We start from the raw sequence: 15,976 nt of genomic DNA, 5'->3' as shown, positions 1-15,976 counted from the left end.
TTTCATCAATCATTAAAAAAACTTAAATTTGCACCTTTAGAAAAAATACGATGATAGATAAGATTAAAAGTCATATTGAAGAAGCCCAAGCTTTTCATACCGATAACAAAGAGAAGTTAGAAGAATTCCGTATTAAATATTTGGGTAGTAAAGGTTTGCTAAAAGAGTTGTTTGCTGATTTTAAAAATGTTCCAAACGAAACTAAAAAAGAGTTTGGACAAATTATCAATCAGTTAAAAAATACTGCTGAAGATAAAGTAGCCACTATTCAAGCTGAATTAGAAAGTAAGGAAGAAGTAAAAGGGATTTACGGTGATTTAACACGTCCAGGTGAGCCGATGAATATAGGTTCGCGTCACCCTATCTCAATTGTGAAAAATCAAATTATTGATATTTTTTCAAATGTTGGGTTTAATGTGTCAGAAGGTCCAGAAATCGAAGATGATTGGCATAACTTCACAGCTTTAAACTTACCAGAATATCACCCTGCGCGTGATATGCAGGATACATTTTTTATTCAAACAAACCCAGATATTTTATTGCGTACGCATACATCTTCTGTACAAGTACGATACATGGAAGAGAACAAACCACCTATTCGAACAATTTCGCCAGGTCGTGTTTTCCGTAATGAAGATATTTCTGCGCGTTCGCATTGTATTTTTCACCAAGTCGAAGGTTTGTATATTGACAAGGATGTGTCTTTTGCCGATTTAAAGCAGACTTTATTGTATTTTACAAAAGAAATGTTTGGGAAATCTAAGATTCGTTTACGCCCTTCTTATTTTCCATTTACGGAGCCTAGTGCCGAAATCGATATCTATTGGGGATTAAAAACCGAAACGGATTACCGTATCACAAAAGGAACAGGTTGGTTAGAAATTGGAGGTTGTGGAATGGTAGATCCAAATGTTTTGAAAAACTGTGGCATTAATCCTGAAGAATATACAGGATATGCTTTTGGTATGGGAGTTGAGCGTATTGCTATGTTGTTGTATCAAATTGGAGATATTCGTATGTTTTATGAAAATGATGTACGTTTCTTAGAACAATTTAAATCAATTATTTAAGTGATGAAAAAGGATATTATTATACCTAAAGTTGAAAACGTTTATCTAGTTGCCATTCAAGAATGGAATGATGATTTTCAAGAAAACTCTTGGTATGCTTATTTGGTTAACGGAAACGATAAACCACTAGAAATGGCTATGGTAGTATCGCGTGCATACGGCTTAATTAATGGCGAAGAACGCAAAACGGCTACATTTAGACATGCTTTTGCAACCGTTGAACCGCAATCGGGTGTTCGTGTTGAATTACTTGAAAACAATGTGTTGCAATTGAACAATGAATTTGCTGTTTCCTATTTTTTAGGCGGTCAGTTATACGATAAGAAATTTACATTTACAACCAATTCTATCAACGAGCGTGCACAAACAGATTTGCCTGTTGTAAACAAACGTGGTGTTTTAGGAAATTAAAATACCCCTCAGAATTGTTTAACTCATAATAATTCCTCAATTTTATAGTATATAATACACTATAGAATGAGGAATTTTATTTTATATCTACTTTTTACTACTTCTGTAGCTTTTGCACAAGATTTTGCAAAACATGTGAATCCGTTTATCGGAACAGGAGGGCATGGTCACACTTTTCCTGGAGTAACCACTCCATATGGTATGGTGCAGTTGTCACCTGATACGCGTATTGATGGAAGTTGGGACGGATGTTCGGGATATCATTATTCGGATAATGTCATTTATGGCTTTTCTCATACGCATTTGAATGGAACAGGAGTTTCAGATTTTGGTGATATTTTGTTGATGCCAACAATGGGAAAACCTTCTTTTAAAACCAAGGACTATACTTCAAAATTTTCTCATGATAATGAGCAAGCTTCAGCTGGTTTTTATGCTGTTAAATTGGATAAGTATGATATTGATGTACGGTTAACAGCTTCAACTCGGGTGGGTTTTCACGAATATACCTTTAATAAATCAGGTCAGGCAAATGTTATTTTAGATTTAAATCATCGAGATAAACTTTTAGAGGGTACTGTTCGTGTAATAAATGATAGAACAGTTGAAGTTTTACGTAGAAGTGATGCTTGGGCTAACAATCAATATGTTTATGCTCGTATTGAGTTTAATATGCCAATGAAAATATCCAAGACACGTGGTAATAATTTTGATAAGAAGTTTTTCTCAGATAGAAAGTTGGCTTTGAGTTTTTCTAAACATGTTGAAAAGGGAGAAAAAATTTTAATCAAAGTGGCGTTGTCTCCTACGAGTTATGAAGGCGCTAAATTGAATAGTTCTGAAATACCAGATTGGGATTTTGGAAAAGTACATCAAGATGCAGTGGCTTTATGGAATAAAGAATTGTCTAAAATTGAAGTAAGTTCAACCGATTCAGACAAACTGGCTATTTTTTATACGGCTTTGTATCATACGATGATGCAACCTAATATTGCTCAAGATTTAGATGGAAAATACAGAGGACGTGATAACAAAATCCACACTGCTGTAGGTTTTGATTATTATACTGTTTTTTCGCTTTGGGATACTTTTAGAGCAGCACATCCTTTGTATACCTTGATTGATAAAAAACGTACTGTTGATTATATCAATACCTTTCTTATGCAGTATGAACAAGGAGGTAGATTACCGGTTTGGGAATTAGCGTCTAATGAAACTGACTGTATGATTGGCTACCATTCGGTTTCTGTAATTGCTGATGCTATGAGTAAAGGCATTAAAGGTTTTGATTATGAAAAGGCTTTTGAAGCAAGTAAAGCATCAGCGATGCGAGACGTTTTAGGGTTAAAAGAATATAAGAAAAATGGTTTTATAGCGATTGATGACGAACATGAGAGTGTTTCTAAGACATTGGAGTATGCTTATGATGATTGGTGTATTGCGCAAATGGCCCAAATTTTAGACAAAAAAGAGGATTATGAGTATTTCATGAAGCGTTCTCAAAGTTGGAAGAATTTGTTTGATTGGAAAATCGGATTTATTCGGCCAAGAAAGAACGGTGGTTGGGAAAAAAATTTCGATCCGCGTGAGGTAAACAATAGCTATACGGAAGGCAATGGGTGGCAATATACTTTTTTTGTGCCACAAGATATTGACGGTATGATTGCAGCTTATGGAGGGCCAAAAAAATTTGAAGCAAAACTTGACGAAATGTTCAATAGTGAAAGTAAAACCACAGGTCGAGAACAAGTTGATGTTACTGGATTAATTGGACAATACGCCCATGGTAACGAACCGAGTCATCATATGGCGTATTTGTATAATTATATCAGTAAACCCGAAAAGACAACCGAGAAAGTGCATTATATTTTGGATGAATTTTATAAAAATGCCCCTGATGGTTTGATAGGAAATGAAGATTGCGGACAAATGAGTGCGTGGTATATTTTAAGTAGTATGGGGATATATGCTGTGACTCCAGGAAACGGAGGGGTTTGGGCAACAACAAAACCTTATTTTGATAGTGTTACATTACACCTTGAAAATGAAAGTTCTCGTGTAATCAACAAACCTTTTGAAAGTGAATTTACGGATTTTGGTTTTGAAGATGCATTGGAATTAACCGATAATGAAGACTTTAAAGTTATTGTTCCTGCTCCAGTTATTAATGCTAAAAGCAAATCGTTTAAAGATAAGTTGATTGTAACTTTCGATTCTTTCGATTCTGAACTCACTTATTTCTACAGTATAAACGGATTACAATTGGAAAAGTTTCAAAAAGAGTTGGTTTTAGATGAATCGGCTACTATTGAGTTTTATTCTGATAATGGTTCTGGACGCGTAAGTGATACTATCTCGGCTCAATTTTTTAAAAAACCGAATGATTATACCGTTGCTATTAAGTCGAAATACAATCCACTATATACAGCAGGTGGTAAAGAAGGGTTGATTGATGGAATTTATGGTAGTGAAAATTGGAGAAAAGGTGATTGGCAAGGATACCAAGATCAAGATTTTGAGGCGGTAATTGATTTGCAAGAAGAAAAAGATATTTCCAAGTTGTCGGCCAGTTTTTTACAAGATACGCGTGCTTGGATTTTAATGCCTACAAAAGTTGATTTTTACGTTTCAAATGATAACAAATCGTTTAAAAAAATAACTAGCGTAACCAATAAAATAGATCCAAAAGAATACAATATAGTTTTGCAAAAGTTAGGAACAACAGTCAATGCAAAAGGGCGTTATGTAAAAGTAATTGCGAAAAATTTTGGTAAACTGCCAGAGTGGCATCAAGCTTACCCTTACAAAGGATATGCCTTTATTTTTATAGACGAAATTGAAATTGAATAATGAATGAATAAAAAGGACAGCTTTAGCTGTGTTTTTTAATTTAATCTTTGATTGGAAATAGCAATGACCATAATACAGAAACGACCAATATACATCCTACTACAGCTAAAGAAACAACAGATGAGATGTGGACAAATGGCGCGATAATCATTTTAGTGCCAATAAAAGCTAAAATAAGCGCCAATCCATAATGCAAACGGCTAAACATATACATGAAGTTGGCTAAAAGAAAATAAAGCGACCTAAGGCCTAAAATGGCAAATATGTTTGAGGTGTATAAAATGAATGGATCATCTGGTGCAATAGCAAAAATAGCGGGTATGCTATCAACAGCAAATAATAAATCGGTAAATTCAATGATAGCAACAACGACTAACAGAGGTGTTGCCATTTTTATACCATTTTGAATTGTAAAGAATTTATCTCCGTCAAAATTTTTACTGACTTTAAAAAAACGATGGATAATTTTTGCTCCTGGACTTTTGGAGAAATCTTTTTCTCCTTCATCTTCTCCATGACTGAACCAAGATTTTATTCCAGCACCAATTAGAATGATACCAAAAATAGTAAGTAGGAAATTGATTTGAACCGTTTTTCCAAATACTTCCATTTCCGGCAGGTAAGTGTAGTTTAGAATCCAAACCCCAGTAAAAATAAAAATGGCTCTAAATACTAAGGCACCAATTACTCCCCAGAATAGGACTTTGTGTTGTGCTTCTTTTGCAACATTAAAATAACCAAAAACTAAAATAAAAACAAACAAATTATCTACGGAAAGTGCTTTTTCAATCCAATAGGCTCCCTGAAATTGTAGAAATTGTTCTGGACCAAGAAAGCGATAAATGATTCCACTAAATCCCATTGCTAATGAAATCCAAACCGCTGACCAAATAGCAGCTTCTCTACTTGAAATAGCATGTCCTTTTTTGTTTAAGATGCCTAAATCTAAAAGTAACATGATGATAATAGTAATCGAGAAAACACCAATTATGACAGGATGGTTGATTAAGTGGTCCATATATTTGTTTTTTGCAAAGTTATAATAAGCATTTTAAATCAAGGGAAACTATCGTAATGTCTTGATAATGAGTAGTTTATGATTGTGTTTTTAAAATAAAAAACCGAAGTAACAAATTGAATATCAGATTGTTAACTTCGATTTTGGTATTGACGGGATAAAAAATATTTTTTAATCCAATTTTTCTATTAATTTCTTAAATATTTTTTTAGGGTCTTTATTTTCGTAAAGTATGCTGTAAACAGCATCAATTATTGGAGTTTTAGCACCAAGTTTCTGATTAATCTCATAAGCACTTTTTGAAGCATAATACCCTTCGGCAATCATACTCATTTCCATTTGTGCTGATTTTACAGTATATCCTTTACCAATCATGTTTCCAAACATTCTGTTTCTAGAAAATACAGAATAACCAGTAACTAGCAAGTCGCCTAAATATGCCGAATTGTTAATGTTTCGTTTCATTTGGTGTACTTCTTTGATGAATTTTTTCATTTCACGAATGGCATTACTCATCAATACCGCCTGAAAATTATCACCATAGCCTAAACCATGAGCGATACCAGCAGCAATAGCATAAATGTTTTTAAGAACTGCAGCATATTCAGTACCTACAATATCATCTGATATTTTAGTTTTGATGTAATCTGAACTTAAATTTTTTGCAACCATTTTCGCTTTTAAACGATCGCCACATGCAATAGTCAAATATGATAAACGTTCAAGTGCTACTTCTTCTGCGTGACAAGGCCCCGTAATGACCCCAATATTTTCATAGGAAATATTGTAAGTTTTATGAAAATGTTCACCAACAATTAAACTAGTTTCCGGAACAATACCTTTTATAGCAGAAAATATAATTTTATCCGATAAATCTACAGTAAGCTTTTTCAATTCAGTGTTTAAAAAAGCTGAAGGAATGGCAAAAATGACACAGTCTGCAAAATTAACTGCTTCATTAATATCATTTGTAAGTACTAATTGTTCTGTATGAAACTCAACAGAACTTAAATAATTTGGATTGTGATTTTGTTCTTTAATATGTTCAACAGCAGCTTCATTTCGCATGTACCATGCAATTTTACTTTGGTTTTCACAAAGCATCTTTGCTATAGCTGTCGCCCAACTTCCCCCACCAATAACAGCAAACCTGGGTTGATTTTCCATTTTTTTCTAAAATTTAGGAACCTCAAAGGTAAATAAAATACTCGCAAAATAAAACACAGTGTAATTTTAGCTTAGATTTTAAAGAATTAAATTTAACATAATTTTATATCCTGATGAAGCAATTTAGCGAATAGTATGGCGTTATCTTGTTGTAATTAAGAACAAATAGAAGTTAGTTACAATCAAATCTGCCATAAGATTGTTTGGGTTAATCTGTTTTTAGTTTTGGTTGGTAAAAAAAAGCGTTCAAGAAATTTTTTGAACGCTTTTTTGTTTTGGAAGAACAAACTAATGGTTAATAGCTTAATTCTACTATTTTTCTTACTTTTTCAGGCGTGATATTTTGTTTTTCGCCCAAAGCTTTCCAACCTCTTTCTTCAAATCGATTTATAATGAAATCTGCTGTTTTTGTAAAATCAGTAGTGTTTTCTGAAAGTTTGGTTTTCATACCCAAAGTGTGGAAAAAGGAAACCGTTTTTTCTATAGCATTTGCTGCGATCTCATCTTCAGTACCACTTAAATTCCAAACACGTTTACCATATTGTGCTAATTTTTCTTTTTTGGTTTCAAACATTACTTTGTATAAATTCGGACCAATAATTGCCAATGTTCTGGCATGATCGATATTGTATAAAGCGGTCAATTCGTGACCAATCATGTGTGTTGCCCAATCGGTTGGTACTCCCTTTTGAATCAGTCCATTTAGGGCCATAGTAGCACACCAGACAAAATTAGAAGCCAATTTGTAATCGTTTGGATTTTCAACTACATCAGGGCCAATCTCAATTAAAGTTTGTAAAATACTTTCAGCAAGACGGTCTTGTAAAATAGCATCATGTGTATAGGTCAGATATTGTTCCATCACATGGGTAAATGCATCAACAACACCATTTTGCAATTGCCTTTTTGGTAAGGATGTAATCACTGTTGGGTCAACAATCGAGAATTTTGGAAACAATGCACTTCCTCCTAAAGTTAATTTTTCTTGTGTAGCTGCAATGGTAACTACAGCGCCAGAATTCATTTCGGAACCTGTTGCTGGTAGTGTTAAGACGGTTCCAAAAGGCACAACTTTTGTAACATCTTTGAATAAAATGCGTTTGCGAAGTATGTCAGCTGCATCTCCATCATAATTCACAGCTGCCGAGATAAATTTCGTTCCATCAATTACACTTCCACCACCTACAGCTAGTATGAAATCAATTTTCTGTTCGCGAATGATTGCTACAGCTTTCATTAAAGTCTCAAAATGTGGGTTTGGCTCGATGCCACCAAATTCAATTACTTCAAAGTCTTTTAAAGCTTTTTTTACCTGATCGTGAACGCCATTTTTGAAAATGCTACCACCTCCATAGGTTATCAGGATTTTACTTTTTTGCGGTACTAAATCTTTTATTTTGGCTATTTGTCCTTTTCCGAAGACATAATTAACAGGATTGTATAATTCGAAATTAAGCATATTATAAATTTTAAGGTTACCCAAATTTACAAAAAGCAAAAGGGAACGTTTGGTAAAGTAATGTTAAGATTGATAACAATCAATCCATAGCTACGGTTACTTTTATTGAAATATTACTATTGGCCTGTGTTTTAAAAGCTTCTGGTAGTTCTGATAATGGATAAGTATGTGTTACTATTGTAGAAACATCAATTTTTCCTGTTGCAACCAAATCAATTGCTTCTGAAAAATCTTCAAACGTATAGAACAAAGTACCTTGCACATTTAAACGTTTGTATACTATTCTGTTAGGATCAAAAGTGATTGGCTTACTATAAATGGCTAATACAGTGAGTTTGCCATCCGGAGCTAAACAATCTATTACTTCACTCAATAATGCACTCACACCAGAACACTCAAAGGCAACATTTAAATTGGGTAAATTTCCACTATAATCCAGTGCTTGTCGAACACCAAAAATATCGATTATGAATGATTTTAAATCACCTTGTTTGGTAGGGTTGAATGTATGAGTAGCACCTAAACTTTTGGCTTTTTCCAAGCGCACTTCACTAATGTCACTAGCGATTATATTTTTAACACCTTTAGCCTTAAGTGCCGCAATAGTTACTAATCCTATAGTACCGCATCCTGTTACGAGTGTTATGTCATCTTTTGAAAAATCGGTTTTATTTACAGCGGCTAGTCCTACCGCAAGTGGCTCTATTAGAGCGCCTTGTGTTGTAGTGATGTTTTGGGGTAAACTGTATAGGTTTATGTTTTTTTGTACGTTATCAATTTTGATATATTGAGCAAAACCGCCTGGTGAAACACCTAGACCAACACCTTGCGTCATTGGGTTTACCACAACGCGTTCGCCCACTTTAAAGTCGGTTACATTCTTTCCTGTCTCAGTAATAGTTCCACAAAATTCATGTCCTAAAACAGAGCCTGGAGGAACTAAAGCCTCATGATAAATGTGTAAATCGGTTCCGCAGATTCCAGCTTTTTCAACTTTTATTAGTACACTGTCATCGGTAGTTTTTGGCATTTCTAGTTTTTCTGCACGGATATCGTGAATTCCGTAAAAGACACCTGATAAGTTTGATTTTTCCATAATAAGTACTATTTTGACCTTAAAATTACTTTAAAATCGTTTATGGTACGGTATGAAAAATCATAAAAAAAACACAAAATGTATTTTTAATTATTTGGTTTGAAGTATGATAAGTTTTATTTTTTATAAAATAAATTGTGGTCCATGTATTCCCAAACTTTATTAGGTAGCATTGGAATTACATTTTTTCCATCTTTGATGGAATTGCGAATAAAAGTTGAAGAGAGTTCAATAACGGGAGCTCCTAGACGATGAATTTTAGGATGGTTTATAAAATGTTCTTCAATTTCTCCAGAGTTTAATCTTGGGTACACATAAATGTCATGGTTTTGGAGAATTACTTCGTAGTTCTTCCACTTGTGTAAGGAATTCAAATTGTCTTCTCCCATGATTAATGAAAACTCATATTTTGGGTGCTTCTCTTGTAGGTGCGCCAGAGTATGAACGGTATAATTGGGTTGCGGTAATTTGAATTCGATATCTGAAGCTTGAATTTTGGGATAGCTTTCGGTAGCTAAATTTACCATGTGCAAACGATGATGGTCGTCTAGCAAAGTCTTCTTTTTTTTATGAGGATTGTGCGGGGTTACCACCATCCAAATTTGATCCAAATCGGAATGTTCTGCCATGTGATTGGCAATAATTAAATGCCCAATATGTATGGGATTAAAAGTTCCGAAATAGAGTCCAATTTTCATTATTTCAATATTTACTATTTTAAAACGAAACCTTTAACCAATTGGTAAGCTTCTTCTTTTGCTGTATCTAAGTCGTAATTTTTGATAATCGTATCAAATTGTGGAGCTGTCGCCAACTCAACGTGCGCTTTTGCAATACGCATGTTGATTTTGTCTTCACTCTCCGTTGAGCGTTCCTTTAAACGACGTTTTAATTCATCAACACTTGGTGGTTTGACAAAAATAGCTAATGTTTCTTCGGGGAATTTATTTTTGATTCGTAATCCACCTGCTACGTCAATATCAAAAATAACATTTTTACCTTGTGCCCAAATGCGCTCCACTTCCGTTTTTAAAGTTCCGTAAAAATTATCTCTATAAACTTCTTCCCACTCCACGAAATCTTCATTCTTGATATGTTGTTTGAATTCATCAGGAGTTAAAAAGTAATAATCTTTTCCATTTTCTTCTTCTCCTCTTGGCGCTCGGGTAGTGCATGAAATTGAAAATTCCAGATTTAATTCTGGATAATTCATCAAATGTCTAAGTATAGTAGTTTTTCCTGAACCCGAAGGTGCAGAAAGTACGATTAATTTTCCTTTGTTCATAGTTTTATGCTTTTATGGGTAACGCACCAAATGTCATGCGTAATCCTCCTTCATGTTTTCTAAATTTAAGCGGGAGTTCTCCTCCTTCTTCAAGTCCCCATTCTTCTAATAAATCAGTGTTGATTAATATAATTTCGATTTTATTAGAGGTATTTTGGTTTAATTCGTAAAGCCAATCTATATCTTCTTTAATCATTTTAGAACGACCAGCATATTTATTCCAGCAGTTAAAGAAGTAATAATCAGCATCCGGCAAATCACTTTTTAGAATTGGGTTGCCATTTTTGTCCTGCAAGCGCGATAAAAACGAATCAAGTGAAACGGTTTTTGTAGTATCGATGCATGGTTTATAATTAGATTCAAAGTTTTCAAATGCGGAACGTAATTGCACACCCGAGCATTCTTCGTTGCCATTGTAGCAGTATTTTGTTCCGTTTTTATCAAAAATTAAAATCTCAGAATTGAAGCCAAAAATCAAGTTTCTATAAATTTCAATAGAGTCTTTTTCTTTTTTAACGGTTCTAAAATAGGTATCATGCTCTATTTTATTGTCGTCTAAATATTCTAAAACAGTTGCTTTTGTTTCAACTTTTGGGTTTTTAAAACCAACAAGTGTTTTAATTGTTGTACCACATGATACTACTATCCCAAGTGATACAAAACAAAAAAGGAAAATTATTTTTGAAACTAAACGGCGCATGAATTATAAAACGTTTAAAACTTGTTCTTTAATTTTTTCCAACTCGTCTTTCATTTGTACCACTAACTTCTGCATTTCAGCGTGGTTTGATTTTGAACCCATAGTGTTAATTTCACGACCCATTTCTTGCGTGATAAACCCAAGCTTTCTACCGTTTGCTTCATTGCCATTTAGGGTTTCTAAGAAATAGTCCAAATGGTTGGTTAAACGAACTTTCTCTTCAGTGATATCAAGTTTTTCTAGATAATAGATCAATTCTTGTTCGAAACGATTTTCATCAACATTGACTTTTAATTCCTCTATAGCCGTTTGTAAACGTTCTTTTATATTTTTAACTCTTTCCGGATCAAGTAATAAAGCTTGTTCCATGAAGTTTCTAATGTTGGTAATGCGTAATTGGAATTCTTTTTCTAAAGAAGCGCCTTCGTCTTTTCTGAAAATAACAATGTTTTCCAATGAATCATTGATGACTTCCTGAATTTGTTTCCATTCATTTTCATCAATTTCGTCACGTTCTGTTTTTAAAGCATCAGGCATGCGGACAGCCATTTTCATCAATTCCGTAGCGTCTGCATCAGGAATAATAGCTTTCATTTGGTTAATATAACCTTTTACAATAGGAGCATTTACTTTTGAAGAGGTTTCTTCACCGGTTACTTCTATGTAAAGCGAAAAATCTACTTTTCCACGTTCTAGTTTTTGAGAGATTAAGTTTCGTAAGCCCAGCTCCATTTCTCTGTATATAGAAGGCATTCTAACGTTTAAGTCTAGACCTTTGCTGTTTAACGATTTAATTTCTACTGTAATTTTTTTTGTTGGCAGTTGCTTTGAAGCTTTACCAAAACCGGTCATGGATAGTATCATAATTTACTTTAAAAAAGAGTTCAAATATATGAAAAGTATCTTAGTTAATTTCTGAGTGTTGTCTAATCTGTTAATTCTTAGAAGTTAATTCCTTCTTTTGGGTAACCAAGTAAACTCCCACAAAAATCAATCCTGCAGCAATTATTTTGATAAGATTCAAACTGTCTCTGCCCATGCTAATGGCAAAAATAGTAGCAAAAAATGGTTGCAGATAAATGAAAACGGAAAGTGTTGTAGGTTTCAAATGGCGCATCGCCATAAGATTAATCAGGTAAGCTAGAAAGGTAGTAAACAAAACTAAGTAGCCTATTTTATAATAAATTTCAGTAGGCATAATGTTCCAGTTTATTGCTGAAAATTCATTGTATCCAAAAGGAATAACATACAATAGTCCAAACGTATAAATCCACTTGATAAACGATAGTGCATTGTATTTGGTTATCAGTTGTTTGATCAAAATAAGGTAAATTCCATAGGAAAAGGCATTGACAAAGACTAGAAAATTGCCCCAATTGGCATTTGTAGCACTGCCTACAGATTTTCCATATAAAATTAAAATGGCAGTCCCTGTAAGACCGATGATTATTCCCAGTACTTTTTTAAGCTCAATACGCTCTTTTATCAAAATGGCCGATAAAATTAAAACAATTATAGGAGCTGTAACCATTATTACGGATGCACTTATGGGCGAGGTATAGCTTAAGCCTTTAAAAAAAGTAAGTTGGTTAAAAGCAACCCCAAAAAAAGAAGCAGCCATTATCCGAGGAAAATCTTTTAAAGCAATTTTTTCCTGAGGCACAAAAAATGAGACGAGCCAAAATAATATGGTAGCTCCTAAAACTCGAATTAAAATCAATCCAAAAGGCTGAACATGTTCTGGCATAACATCTTTGGCTATGGTAAAAGTGAGTCCATAGATTATTGCAACGAAAGTTGCGCCCAATAACGCCCAATTTCTTTTTGACATTAGCTTAAAACAGAAATAACTTCGTTAATTACTTTTTGACTGTTTCCAATGTAGATTTTACCATCAATTATGAACACCGGACGACTTAAGAAAGTATAATGTTCAAGAAGTAATGTTTTTATGTCTTCTTCGGTTAAAACCTGATTTTTTAACCCGCGTTCTTTGTACAATTGTGCTCTTCGGCTGAATAAAGCTTCATAACTTCCGGCAAGTGAAACCATAGTATTAAGGTCTTCTTCAGTAAGTGGGTTTTGTCTGATATCGTGGTATTCTAGATTAGCATCTTTTGGTAATGATTTGATTATTTTTCGGCAAGTATCACAAGAAGCTAAGTAATAGATAGTATTTTTCATTTTATTTTTTTACAAAAATACAAATTCGGATTAAGTATTAGAAAATTTAAATGGATTGGATTTCTGTATTCAACTTTCTTAAGTTTTTAAAGAATCAAATGATTATCTTCGTGAAAATCAATTTTTATGGATGAAACATTTAAAATTAATCACGCAAACCGAAAAGTTCTGTTTCACTATCTGGAAACGCTTTCTATACCACAGTTAAACACAATTCCTTCGGGTTTTTCAAATAATATTATTTGGAACATAGGCCATATTGTGGTCGTTCAGCAACTTTTGGTGTATAATTTATCGGGATTACCGATGCTGGTTTCTTCAGAAATGATAAGTCAATACAAAAGAGGAACTACACCAAATGGTGAAGTTACTACAGAAGATGTTGAGGAGTTAAAAAAGTTGCTTTTTTTAACTTTGGAACAGACACAAAAGGATTTTGAAATTGGAACTTTTGAAAAATATATGGAATATACTACGATGACGGGTTATAGAATTCCCGATGCAAAAGCAGCGATGGAATTTAATAACTTTCATGAAGGAGTCCATTTGGGAATTATCATGCAATTGAAGAAATTCGTTTAAACTTAATACCTTTGCATTATTAAAATTTAAGAGATGAAATTCAACACAAAAACCATACATGGTGGTCAACACCATGAAAAAGTAACAGGTTCGGTTATGCCTCCTGTTTTTCAAACGTCAACATTTGCTCAGGTTTCTCCCGGTAAACCGGTAGGTGATTACGAATACAGTAGAGCGGCAAACCCTACACGTACAGCACTAGAAGATGCTTTAGCAAGTATCGAAAACGGAACGAAAGGGTTGGCTTTTTCATCAGGATTAGCAGCGACAGATTCTGTAATGAAATTGTTAAAACCAAATGATGAGGTAATTGCAATGGACGATTTATACGGTGGAACGTATAGAATGTTTGCGCGTATTTATCAAGATTTTGGAATTAAGTTTCATTTTGTGGATATGACGGATTTGGAAAAATTAGAGTCATTAATCAATGAAAATACTAAATTGATTTGGGTTGAAACACCTACAAATCCTTTAATGAAATTAGCTGATATAGCTGAAATTGCTAAGATTACTAAAAAGCATAATTTGTTGTTTGCTGTTGACAATACTTTTGCTACTCCATATTTACAAAAGCCACTAGATTTAGGAGCTGATATTGTTATGCACTCAGCTACAAAATATCTTGGTGGACACTCAGATGTTATTGCAGGCGCCTTAATTGTTAAAGATGCAGCATTGGGGGAGAAATTACATTTTGCTCAGTTTGCAACTGGAGGAACACTAGGACCAATGGATAGCTATTTGGTTTTGAGAGGAATTAAAACTTTGCATTTGCGTGTACAACGTCACTCGGAGAATGGTGCGAAAGTAGCGGAGTTTTTAGCAGCTCATCCAACGGTCAAACAAGTATATTATCCTGGTTTAGAAAATCATCCGCATCATGAAATTGCTAAAAAGCAAATGATAGGTGGTTTTGGAGGTATGGTTACTTTTACATTCAAATCGGGTAAAATGGAAGATGCTGTGAAGTTCTTGGAGAAAGTAAAAGTGTTTACTTTGGCGGAATCTTTGGGAGGTGTTGAATCGTTAGCGAATCATCCTACGTCTATGACACATGCTTCTGTTCCTGCAGAAAAGCGAGCTGAAATTGGTATAACAGATGACTTAGTACGTTTGAGTGTAGGTGTAGAGGATATTGATGATTTATTAGCCGATATCGAACAAGCGTTGATGTAAAATCAGTTTTGAATATGATATAAAAAAAGCCTCAATCAAATTGAGGCTTTTTTTATTGAAAATTTTTAATCTAAATAGTAAATGTATCCGAAGTGAAACCAAAGATTCCAATCGTTTGCTTTGTTCTCTTTCCATAAATCGGGATCTTTTCGTAAGCCATCTACCCAATCTGAGAAATAATATTGCCATCTCAACTCTACAAATAAGTCGGATAATTCTGTAAGTTTATATCGTGTACCAACACTTGATACTACCGACCACGTATTTCCTCCTTCACTCGACCATCCATCAGGTAAATATCTAGGATAAGTTGTTTCTAATGTTCCTAAAGGACCAAGCTCTGAATAAGTGTCATTTTGAAAAAAAGCATAATGTGCTCCTAATCCGATAAATGGTGCCCAAGCTCCCTCTCTAGCGCTAAACTCACGAATACTCCACGGGAAGTATTCTAGCTGCATACCAAGATCGGTTACTTTAGCAGAGCCCTTCATGGCTCTTAATTTGTATCCTTCAGGAGAGTCTTTTTCTGCCCATTCGCCAAAGTGTTCAAGTTTAGTGCTGTTGTATGATAATTCAGAACGTAATTTAAAATGGTCGTTAAAATAAGTGTCCGTAGTGTAACAATTACAATCGGCACGATAAGAAAAATTTAAATAGTGTACCAAACCTATTGCAAAACCAGTATTCCCGGCATTGGTTTCAAAGTTATGTCTTACGCCAAAATCAGATTGAAAAGCAACACCTCCTACGAAAGCTCCAATTTCATGTGAGAAACCAAATTGGGCCTGAGTAGTAATGGAATATAAAGGTAATAGTAATAACAGTAATTGTATTTTTTTAATCATTACCGAAAGTTTTTGATTATCTGACAAATATATAAAAACATCAAGCACTTGAAAAAAAATATTAAATTTCTTATTTATGAAATCTTAAAAAAATTTAATTTATCCATCAAAGGTGTAGTTGCTAAAATTT

The 15,976-nt window shown here is 33.9% G+C and carries 16 protein-coding genes; 5 read left to right on the top strand and 11 right to left on the bottom strand.

The window, feature by feature from the left end:
* Positions 1 to 50 precede the first annotated feature (50 nt).
* From pheS to ACFS5J_RS08970, 3 genes are all read left to right on the top strand, one after another.
* Complete coding sequence (pheS, locus tag ACFS5J_RS08980) at positions 51 to 1,070, top strand: phenylalanine--tRNA ligase subunit alpha (protein WP_379811777.1); 1,020 nt, start codon at positions 51 to 53, stop codon at positions 1,068 to 1,070.
* Positions 1,071 to 1,073: 3 nt separating this feature from the next.
* Positions 1,074 to 1,481, top strand: coding sequence for a hypothetical protein (locus ACFS5J_RS08975; RefSeq protein ID WP_379811776.1), 408 nt, complete (start codon positions 1,074 to 1,076; stop codon positions 1,479 to 1,481).
* 66 nt (positions 1,482 to 1,547) lie between these two features.
* Positions 1,548 to 4,331 carry a GH92 family glycosyl hydrolase gene (locus ACFS5J_RS08970; protein WP_379811775.1) on the top strand — a complete coding sequence of 928 codons (2,784 nt, stop codon included), beginning with the start codon at positions 1,548 to 1,550 and terminating at the stop codon, positions 4,329 to 4,331.
* 40 nt (positions 4,332 to 4,371) lie between these two features.
* Here ACFS5J_RS08970 and ACFS5J_RS08965 read toward each other — a convergent pair whose 3' ends face one another.
* The 10 genes from ACFS5J_RS08965 to ACFS5J_RS08920 form a co-directional block, all read right to left on the bottom strand.
* Entirely contained in the window at positions 4,372 to 5,349 is a 978-nt protein-coding gene (locus ACFS5J_RS08965) for a TerC/Alx family metal homeostasis membrane protein (protein WP_379811774.1), read from the bottom strand.
* Between the two features lie 171 nt (positions 5,350 to 5,520).
* Positions 5,521 to 6,516, bottom strand: coding sequence for an NAD(P)H-dependent glycerol-3-phosphate dehydrogenase (locus ACFS5J_RS08960; protein ID WP_379811773.1), 996 nt, complete (start codon positions 6,514 to 6,516; stop codon positions 5,521 to 5,523).
* Positions 6,517 to 6,811: 295 nt separating this feature from the next.
* On the bottom strand, positions 6,812 to 7,975 hold the full coding sequence (locus tag ACFS5J_RS08955) for an iron-containing alcohol dehydrogenase (RefSeq protein ID WP_379811771.1): 1,164 nt from the start codon (positions 7,973 to 7,975) through the stop codon (positions 6,812 to 6,814).
* A 79-nt stretch (positions 7,976 to 8,054) separates the two neighbouring features.
* On the bottom strand, positions 8,055 to 9,071 hold the full coding sequence (locus tag ACFS5J_RS08950) for a zinc-dependent alcohol dehydrogenase (RefSeq protein WP_379811770.1): 1,017 nt from the start codon (positions 9,069 to 9,071) through the stop codon (positions 8,055 to 8,057).
* A gap of 116 nt (positions 9,072 to 9,187) precedes the next feature.
* On the bottom strand, positions 9,188 to 9,769 hold the full coding sequence (nadD, locus tag ACFS5J_RS08945; RefSeq protein ID WP_379811769.1) for a nicotinate (nicotinamide) nucleotide adenylyltransferase: 582 nt from the start codon (positions 9,767 to 9,769) through the stop codon (positions 9,188 to 9,190).
* 14 nt (positions 9,770 to 9,783) lie between these two features.
* Positions 9,784 to 10,356, bottom strand: a complete 573-nt coding sequence (gene gmk, locus ACFS5J_RS08940) for a guanylate kinase (protein WP_379811768.1) — start codon at positions 10,354 to 10,356, stop codon at positions 9,784 to 9,786.
* A 4-nt stretch (positions 10,357 to 10,360) separates the two neighbouring features.
* On the bottom strand, positions 10,361 to 11,056 hold the full coding sequence (locus ACFS5J_RS08935; protein ID WP_379811767.1) for a hypothetical protein: 696 nt from the start codon (positions 11,054 to 11,056) through the stop codon (positions 10,361 to 10,363).
* A gap of 3 nt (positions 11,057 to 11,059) precedes the next feature.
* Positions 11,060 to 11,920, bottom strand: coding sequence for a YicC/YloC family endoribonuclease (locus ACFS5J_RS08930; RefSeq protein WP_379811766.1), 861 nt, complete (start codon positions 11,918 to 11,920; stop codon positions 11,060 to 11,062).
* Positions 11,921 to 11,990: 70 nt separating this feature from the next.
* On the bottom strand, positions 11,991 to 12,887 hold the full coding sequence (locus ACFS5J_RS08925) for a DMT family transporter (protein ID WP_379811765.1): 897 nt from the start codon (positions 12,885 to 12,887) through the stop codon (positions 11,991 to 11,993).
* The gene (locus tag ACFS5J_RS08920) at positions 12,887 to 13,240 is read right to left on the bottom strand and encodes an arsenate reductase family protein (protein WP_379811764.1); all 354 of its coding nucleotides are present in this window, start codon (positions 13,238 to 13,240) and stop codon (positions 12,887 to 12,889) included. The genes ACFS5J_RS08925 and ACFS5J_RS08920 overlap by 1 nt, the downstream gene beginning before the upstream one ends.
* 126 nt (positions 13,241 to 13,366) lie before the next feature.
* Here ACFS5J_RS08920 and ACFS5J_RS08915 point away from each other — a divergent pair, with 126 nt between their 5' ends.
* Both ACFS5J_RS08915 and ACFS5J_RS08910 read left to right on the top strand, forming a co-directional pair.
* Entirely contained in the window at positions 13,367 to 13,822 is a 456-nt protein-coding gene (locus tag ACFS5J_RS08915) for a DinB family protein (RefSeq protein WP_379811763.1), read from the top strand.
* Between the two features lie 33 nt (positions 13,823 to 13,855).
* Entirely contained in the window at positions 13,856 to 15,001 is a 1,146-nt protein-coding gene (locus ACFS5J_RS08910; protein ID WP_379811762.1) for a cystathionine gamma-synthase, read from the top strand.
* Positions 15,002 to 15,066: 65 nt separating this feature from the next.
* On the opposite strand, the gene ACFS5J_RS08905 is transcribed toward ACFS5J_RS08910, so the two are convergent.
* Positions 15,067 to 15,846, bottom strand: coding sequence for a THC0290_0291 family protein (locus ACFS5J_RS08905; RefSeq protein WP_379811761.1), 780 nt, complete (start codon positions 15,844 to 15,846; stop codon positions 15,067 to 15,069).
* Positions 15,847 to 15,976: the final 130 nt, after the last annotated feature.

It is taken from the genome of Flavobacterium chuncheonense, assembly GCF_042686145.1.
GTDB classification, from domain to species: Bacteria; Bacteroidota; Bacteroidia; order Flavobacteriales; family Flavobacteriaceae; genus Flavobacterium; species Flavobacterium chuncheonense.
This window is presented reverse-complemented; position numbering and strand designations above follow the sequence as displayed.

Excerpts from the sequence above, each read along its gene's own strand:
- pheS (WP_379811777.1), top strand. The coding sequence starts at position 51 with ATGATAGATAAGATTAAAAGTCATATTGAAGAAGCCCAAGCTTTTCAT.
- ACFS5J_RS08975 (WP_379811776.1), top strand. The coding sequence starts at position 1,074 with ATGAAAAAGGATATTATTATACCTAAAGTTGAAAACGTTTATCTAGTT.
- ACFS5J_RS08970 (WP_379811775.1), top strand. The coding sequence starts at position 1,548 with ATGAGGAATTTTATTTTATATCTACTTTTTACTACTTCTGTAGCTTTT.
- ACFS5J_RS08965 (WP_379811774.1), bottom strand. The coding sequence starts at position 5,349 with ATGGACCACTTAATCAACCATCCTGTCATAATTGGTGTTTTCTCGATT.
- ACFS5J_RS08960 (WP_379811773.1), bottom strand. The coding sequence starts at position 6,516 with ATGGAAAATCAACCCAGGTTTGCTGTTATTGGTGGGGGAAGTTGGGCG.
- ACFS5J_RS08955 (WP_379811771.1), bottom strand. The coding sequence starts at position 7,975 with ATGCTTAATTTCGAATTATACAATCCTGTTAATTATGTCTTCGGAAAA.
- ACFS5J_RS08950 (WP_379811770.1), bottom strand. The coding sequence starts at position 9,071 with ATGGAAAAATCAAACTTATCAGGTGTCTTTTACGGAATTCACGATATC.
- nadD (WP_379811769.1), bottom strand. The coding sequence starts at position 9,769 with ATGAAAATTGGACTCTATTTCGGAACTTTTAATCCCATACATATTGGG.
- gmk (WP_379811768.1), bottom strand. The coding sequence starts at position 10,356 with ATGAACAAAGGAAAATTAATCGTACTTTCTGCACCTTCGGGTTCAGGA.
- ACFS5J_RS08935 (WP_379811767.1), bottom strand. The coding sequence starts at position 11,056 with ATGCGCCGTTTAGTTTCAAAAATAATTTTCCTTTTTTGTTTTGTATCA.
- ACFS5J_RS08930 (WP_379811766.1), bottom strand. The coding sequence starts at position 11,920 with ATGATACTATCCATGACCGGTTTTGGTAAAGCTTCAAAGCAACTGCCA.
- ACFS5J_RS08925 (WP_379811765.1), bottom strand. The coding sequence starts at position 12,887 with ATGTCAAAAAGAAATTGGGCGTTATTGGGCGCAACTTTCGTTGCAATA.
- ACFS5J_RS08920 (WP_379811764.1), bottom strand. The coding sequence starts at position 13,240 with ATGAAAAATACTATCTATTACTTAGCTTCTTGTGATACTTGCCGAAAA.
- ACFS5J_RS08915 (WP_379811763.1), top strand. The coding sequence starts at position 13,367 with ATGGATGAAACATTTAAAATTAATCACGCAAACCGAAAAGTTCTGTTT.
- ACFS5J_RS08910 (WP_379811762.1), top strand. The coding sequence starts at position 13,856 with ATGAAATTCAACACAAAAACCATACATGGTGGTCAACACCATGAAAAA.
- ACFS5J_RS08905 (WP_379811761.1), bottom strand. The coding sequence starts at position 15,846 with ATGATTAAAAAAATACAATTACTGTTATTACTATTACCTTTATATTCC.